General features: G+C 69.9%; 6 protein-coding genes and 1 pseudogene. 5 read left to right on the top strand and 2 right to left on the bottom strand.

Going from position 1 to position 4,889, the window contains the following annotated elements; all coding sequences use genetic code 11:
* The first annotated feature begins 243 nt into the window (after window positions 1-243).
* Window positions 244-729 carry a nuclear transport factor 2 family protein gene (locus VIB55_RS07305; protein WP_331876014.1) on the top strand — a complete coding sequence of 162 codons (486 nt, stop codon included), beginning with the start codon at window positions 244-246 and terminating at the stop codon, window positions 727-729.
* A 6-nt stretch (window positions 730-735) separates the two neighbouring features.
* On the opposite strand, the gene VIB55_RS07300 is transcribed toward VIB55_RS07305, so the two are convergent.
* Window positions 736-1,596 (bottom strand): DUF5715 family protein, encoded by an 861-nt coding sequence (locus VIB55_RS07300; RefSeq protein WP_331876013.1) that lies wholly within the window; start codon window positions 1,594-1,596, stop codon window positions 736-738.
* Between the two features lie 123 nt (window positions 1,597-1,719).
* Here VIB55_RS07300 and VIB55_RS07295 point away from each other — a divergent pair, with 123 nt between their 5' ends.
* The 4 genes from VIB55_RS07295 to VIB55_RS07280 all read left to right on the top strand — a co-directional run bounded on the left by VIB55_RS07295 (window position 1,720) and on the right by VIB55_RS07280 (window position 4,156).
* Window positions 1,720-1,977, top strand: a complete 258-nt coding sequence (locus tag VIB55_RS07295) for a DUF202 domain-containing protein (protein WP_331876012.1) — start codon at window positions 1,720-1,722, stop codon at window positions 1,975-1,977.
* Window positions 1,978-2,032: 55 nt separating this feature from the next.
* Window positions 2,033-2,428: a hypothetical protein gene (locus tag VIB55_RS07290; protein WP_331876011.1), complete on the top strand. Its 396-nt coding sequence runs from the start codon at window positions 2,033-2,035 to the stop codon at window positions 2,426-2,428.
* Window positions 2,429-2,612: 184 nt separating this feature from the next.
* Window positions 2,613-3,749: a hypothetical protein gene (locus VIB55_RS07285; protein WP_331876010.1), complete on the top strand. Its 1,137-nt coding sequence runs from the start codon at window positions 2,613-2,615 to the stop codon at window positions 3,747-3,749.
* An 83-nt stretch (window positions 3,750-3,832) separates the two neighbouring features.
* Window positions 3,833-4,156, top strand: a complete 324-nt coding sequence (locus tag VIB55_RS07280; protein WP_331876009.1) for a hypothetical protein — start codon at window positions 3,833-3,835, stop codon at window positions 4,154-4,156.
* A 75-nt stretch (window positions 4,157-4,231) separates the two neighbouring features.
* On the opposite strand, the pseudogene VIB55_RS07275 reads toward VIB55_RS07280, so the two are convergent.
* Window positions 4,232-4,889, bottom strand: a pseudogene (locus tag VIB55_RS07275) (adenosine deaminase); the annotation flags it as partial.

Here is a 4,889-nt window from a genome sequence, read left to right as displayed (position 1 = left end):
GTGGACCATCGCCGAGGGCCACCTTCCCTCGGCCCCCATCGGCAGCCGCGACCCGCTGCTGGCCGCCGCCGCGCGCTCGTTCCTGGCGCAGTAGGCGGGATGCGATCGGATGAGGAGGGGCGCCGCGGCCGTGGCGCCCCTCTTCGTTTCGTGCACGGGGCTGGCGGAACCATCCTCCCTGCATCAGCTTTGGAACGCCCCCGGCGCTCGCGCCGCACACCGCCCGCTCCCCATCCACGTCCCATGCGAATCCTACGTCTACTCGCCCTCGCGCTCGCCGTCGTAGCCGCCGATCGCTCGCTGGCGGCCCAGGACACCGCCGAGCAGCAGGAAGTGCGCGCCGTCGTCGACCGGATGTTCGGCGCCATGCGCGCCGGCGACAGCACGGCCCTCCGCCCGCTCTTCCACCCTTCGGCGCGCCTGCAGTCGGTGTCGATCCGCGAGGGCCGCACGATGCTGCGCGGCGACAGCATCGACCCGTTCATCCGCGCGGTGGGAACGCCGCACGAGAAAGTGTGGGACGAGCGGATCTCGGAGGTGGAGATCCGCGTGGACGGGCCCCTGGCGACGGCGTGGATGAACTACGCCTTCTATCTGGGCGACCAGTTCAGCCACTGCGGGGTGAACGCCTTCCACTTCGTGCGAATGGAAGGCGGGTGGCAGATCACCCAGATCACCGACACACGGCGCCGCGAGTGCCCGTGGTCGGGCCAGGCGCCGCGGCCCTGACCCGCCCTATCGCGCGCCGCGGAAGCGGCGCGCGACCGTCATGTGATAGACGGGCTGCGCATCCTCCATCATCACCATCAGCGCGCCCTCCGCCCGCATCTCGGTGATCACGCGGCCCAGCTCCGCCTGCAGCTCCTTTCCGTGGTACTTCACGATGGTGTCCATCATCACCACCTCCAGCGCCCATTCCGCGGGCGACGCTTCACGCGGCGGGGCGGGCGCGGCGAAACGCTGGTGCGAAACGTCCAACGTGGTGCCGTACTCGTGCGAGCTGACGGTCTGCGAGGCGTTGGGATTGATCTTTCGCAGCTCCGCCTGCGTCTCGTCCGTCCGCAGCGCCGAGGTGACCTTCATCCGGAAGCGCGGCAGCCCCAGGCTGTCGAGCCGCGCATGGAACCGCCTGCCGACCTCCCGGAGCATGGCGTACCCGTCCGGCGTCATGTACGGCACCGAGTGCGTCATCTTGCGAAGCACCCAGTACTCCGTGCTGTCCTCCAGCGCCACCAGCCGCCCCTGCCTGGCGAGCTGTGCGATCTGCGCTTCGCCGGACACGCGGACGCCCAGGCTTTGCGCCCGCGCGATCTGCTCGGCGTTCTTGTCCCGGCGCAGGCCCCAGACCTCCCGCCACTTCAGCTTGTTCACCTTGGCGAACGCGGCGCGGATGGAATCGCGGTGCGCGTCGACGCGGGCCTGCACCGCCGCCGCGTCCATCGCCGGGGCGGGCGGGGGCGCCGGGGCATTCGCGGACAGCGGGGGCGTGCTTTCGCCCGCCTCCTCCGGCTCGTTCACGTCGTCGTCGTGGGCGCCCGGGGCGCACCCTCCCACCATCATCACGCCCATCGAAACCACCACTATCCACCGCCGCATTCCGTACATTGGTTCCCCTTCGGAGTCTATCCAGGAAAAGTCAGCCGGGGCGCGGGGCCAGATGCATGCCAGCACACGATCGCGGCGCGCGGACGTGGCACACGCCTCGCAAAATGGATTGGCATGAACCCGCCTTTGCGTGACCCGGACCGGATGGCGCTGGAGCGAACGCTGCTCGCCAACGAACGCACGCTGCTGGCGTACGTGCGGACGGCGATGACCCTGATCGCCGGTGGCGCGAGTCTCGCGCGGTTCGTTCCCGGGATGCTCGCGGCGGCGGCGGGCTTGGCGCTGGTGATCCTGGGTGCGGCGGGGTTCGTGGTGGGCGCGCGCCGCTTCCTGGTGCTGCGCCGGTATTTGAAGAGCGAGTTTCCGTCGTAAGGACGCGCCGCGGCGGGCACGGGCGACGCAAACGCACTTGCACCCGGGAGGCCGGATGTTCCGCTTGGCCATCGTCGCAGCCGTCGCGCTCACCGCGTGCGCTTCGCTCCGGAAGGGCGACGACGCGGACCAGCGGGAGCGCACCCGCATCTGCGTGCGGAACGCCACCGCCGGGTACGGAAACGTGATCGCGCGCGTGGGGCTGGCGCGCTACGACATCATGCCGGGACAGGAAGTCTGCCGCGTGTCGCTGGAAACGGGCGCCAGCATCGTGCTCTCCGCGCGCACCGTCGGCGGCGGCGCCAACGGCCCGCTGTCGTTCAACGCCACGCTGCAGGCGGGCGCGCCGGGATGCTGGCTGTGGGTGCTCGACAACTCCCGCTCCTACTCCGGACACCTCCGCGAGTGCGACGACGACGACGACACCCCCGATTCGCAGCGCCGCCGCTAGCGCCCACGCGGGACGAATCGATGACGCCGCCCTACGCTCCCCCCGGCGAGGAGTGGCGGACGGTGGATCTGGAAGCTCTCCGGGGCAGATCGACCTGCTGCCCAGGCCGGCTTGCCAGCCGGAACGTGGGTGTCAGAACCAGGACGATCGGCACGTTCCGCGACGAAGCAGCCTTCGAAATCGCATGCGGATCATCGTGAGCGGCTCAACCAGGAGGCAACACCGGAGGACCCCGGCTGGGGCCGCGACGATAGCGGCCCTGGCTTTCGTGCTGGTGGCCGGTGCGGCGTGCGACCGCAATCCGCCTGCACCCGCTGCACGGGAAAGCTTGGACCGGAGCGGCGGGGCGACCCTGGCGACCGTGCGCACGATCGAAGTAGAGGAGAATGACGCGGTCGTGAACGTTACGCCGAGGCTGCGGGCGGACCCGCGCGGCGGGTTTCTCGTGTTCGACCAACGCGAGTCGCAGATCCGGCACTATTCCTCCGCCGGAAAGCTGCTCTGGTTCGCGGGGCGCAGAGGCGACGGGCCCGGCGAGTTCCGGAGCGTTGCCGGGGCGGCCCGGATGCCCTCTGGTGAGATCGTCGCGATCGACCGCGAGGGCCGCCTGACGTTCTTCGACGCGGACGGACGACAGGTGCTGCGCACGACCGAAACCAAGTTGGCCAGGGTGACGGACCTCGAGGTGGTCGACGCTTCGACGCTGCTCATTTCAGGTGTCGGGGACGGCGGGGACGATGGTCCACGGCTGCACGTCTGGAACGTTGCGGCCGACACGATCACCACCGCGTTCTTTGCCCCCTCAGCCCATCAGAAGAACAAGGTAGCGGCGGGTGCCATGGGTTTCGTGATGGCGGCAGTCAGGGGCGATACGCTCGCGGCGACATTCGGTAGCAGCGACACCATCTACTTCTTTACCCGCGACGGACGAGACGCGGGCCGCGTAGCCCTGAACTCCCGCCATTTCCGCCCGGCACCGGAAGCGGGGGCTGACGGGGCGACCCTCACCGATCGCCCCAAGCAGGCGGAATGGCTGAGCCGGTTCGACATCGTGGCGGACGTGGATTGGCTCCCGGACGGCGGGTTGCTCATCGCGTATCAGAGCATCGAACCGCGCGCGGCGATGGACAGGAGATGGCACCTGCTGGGGCAGGACCGCGCCGGGGTGCGCCGGTTCGAAGTCCGGGACGTTTCCTCGCTCGTCGTGGGAACCGATCCCGTCAGCGGCACGGTGATCTTTGTTCCCGCCGATGCCGACGCGCCCAATCGATGGGCCGTAGCTCGTTTACCCGCGCACCCGCCGGTTCCGGCGAACCGCTGATGCCTGTGCTGCCCAGGCGTGCCGGCCGAATCGCTGCCGTGGCCGCACTGACCGCGTTCCTCTGTGGGTGTTCCTCGAACACGGTGACGGAGGTGGGATACGCCGCGCGAGTGCGGGTGCAGGCGCGCCAGCTTGGGCCCGGGTGGCACGCCGCGACCGTCGGCAGGGTCGGCGGCACCTGCATGACGGTGATGGTCGGCGATCCGCCCGAGGCGCCGGTGCGGGTGGACGTGGTCGATTTCGGCGACGTGGCCGAGATGCTGGTGAGCGACCGGTTCGATGGGCTCCCGGGTCCGGACGGCACGCCGCGAAAGTGGGCGCCCGGTGCCGACACGACGCGCGAGGAATGGCGAAAGGTCGAACTCGGCCCCATGCGTGAGAAACACGGGAACTGCTCTCGGGGGTGAGCAGATCATCCACAAGAAACGAGCAGCCCGTGCTTCGGCGCGGGCTGCTCGTTTTCTGTCGTGGATTTCCGCCGTTTACCGCGCCGCGGCCATCGACTGCACTGCCTGCGTCTCGAAGCGGGCGAAGTCGTGCTCCAGGCGCCACTGCAGCATGGCCCTGGGGCTGCGCCGGACGAAGGCGCGGCAGCGGGCGCCCTGCATCCCTCCCGCGGATGGGGCGCACGGGGCCGCGGGGGTGAGCGACGACAGGTCGCGCCAGAGCGGGTCGCCTTCCACGAAGGCGTACTGGAGCGACGTGCGCGCCATCATCTTGAGCGCGGGATACCCCAGGTTCTGGTCGGTCACCGCCTTCATGTACTCCATCGACATCTCCGAGCGGGCCACGCCCTCGTCGTCGGTCGACAGGGCGACGGGCACGCCCGCGGCCATGTACGCGTGCAGCGGGTGCTCGGCGCCCCGGATGCCCAGGATCACGTCGTTGCTGGTGAGGTTGATCTCCACCATCACCCGGTTGCGCGCCATCTCGCGCATCAGCTCGGCCGAGCTGTCCTCGTGCATGATGTCCACGCCGTGGCCGATGCGGCTGGCGCCCGCCACGCGCACCGCCTCGCGGATGTGGAACCGAAGCCCCGCCGGGTCGTTCCGGACCAGGTCCGGCACCAGCTCGCCCGCGTGCAGTGACACCATCACCCGCGGGTACAGCGGACGCAGGACCTGGATCATCCGCATCTGC

This window comes from Longimicrobium sp., assembly GCF_036554565.1.
Classification (GTDB): Bacteria; Gemmatimonadota; Gemmatimonadetes; order Longimicrobiales; family Longimicrobiaceae; genus Longimicrobium.
Note: the sequence above shows the minus strand (reverse complement) of the source record. Positions and strands in the feature narration are given on the sequence as shown.

Coding starts and splice junctions, on each gene's coding strand:
- VIB55_RS07305 (WP_331876014.1), top strand. CDS start 244: ATGCGAATCCTACGTCTACTCGCCCTCGCGCTCGCCGTCGTAGCCGCC.
- VIB55_RS07300 (WP_331876013.1), bottom strand. CDS start 1,596: ATGCGGCGGTGGATAGTGGTGGTTTCGATGGGCGTGATGATGGTGGGA.
- VIB55_RS07295 (WP_331876012.1), top strand. CDS start 1,720: ATGAACCCGCCTTTGCGTGACCCGGACCGGATGGCGCTGGAGCGAACG.
- VIB55_RS07290 (WP_331876011.1), top strand. CDS start 2,033: ATGTTCCGCTTGGCCATCGTCGCAGCCGTCGCGCTCACCGCGTGCGCT.
- VIB55_RS07285 (WP_331876010.1), top strand. CDS start 2,613: ATGCGGATCATCGTGAGCGGCTCAACCAGGAGGCAACACCGGAGGACC.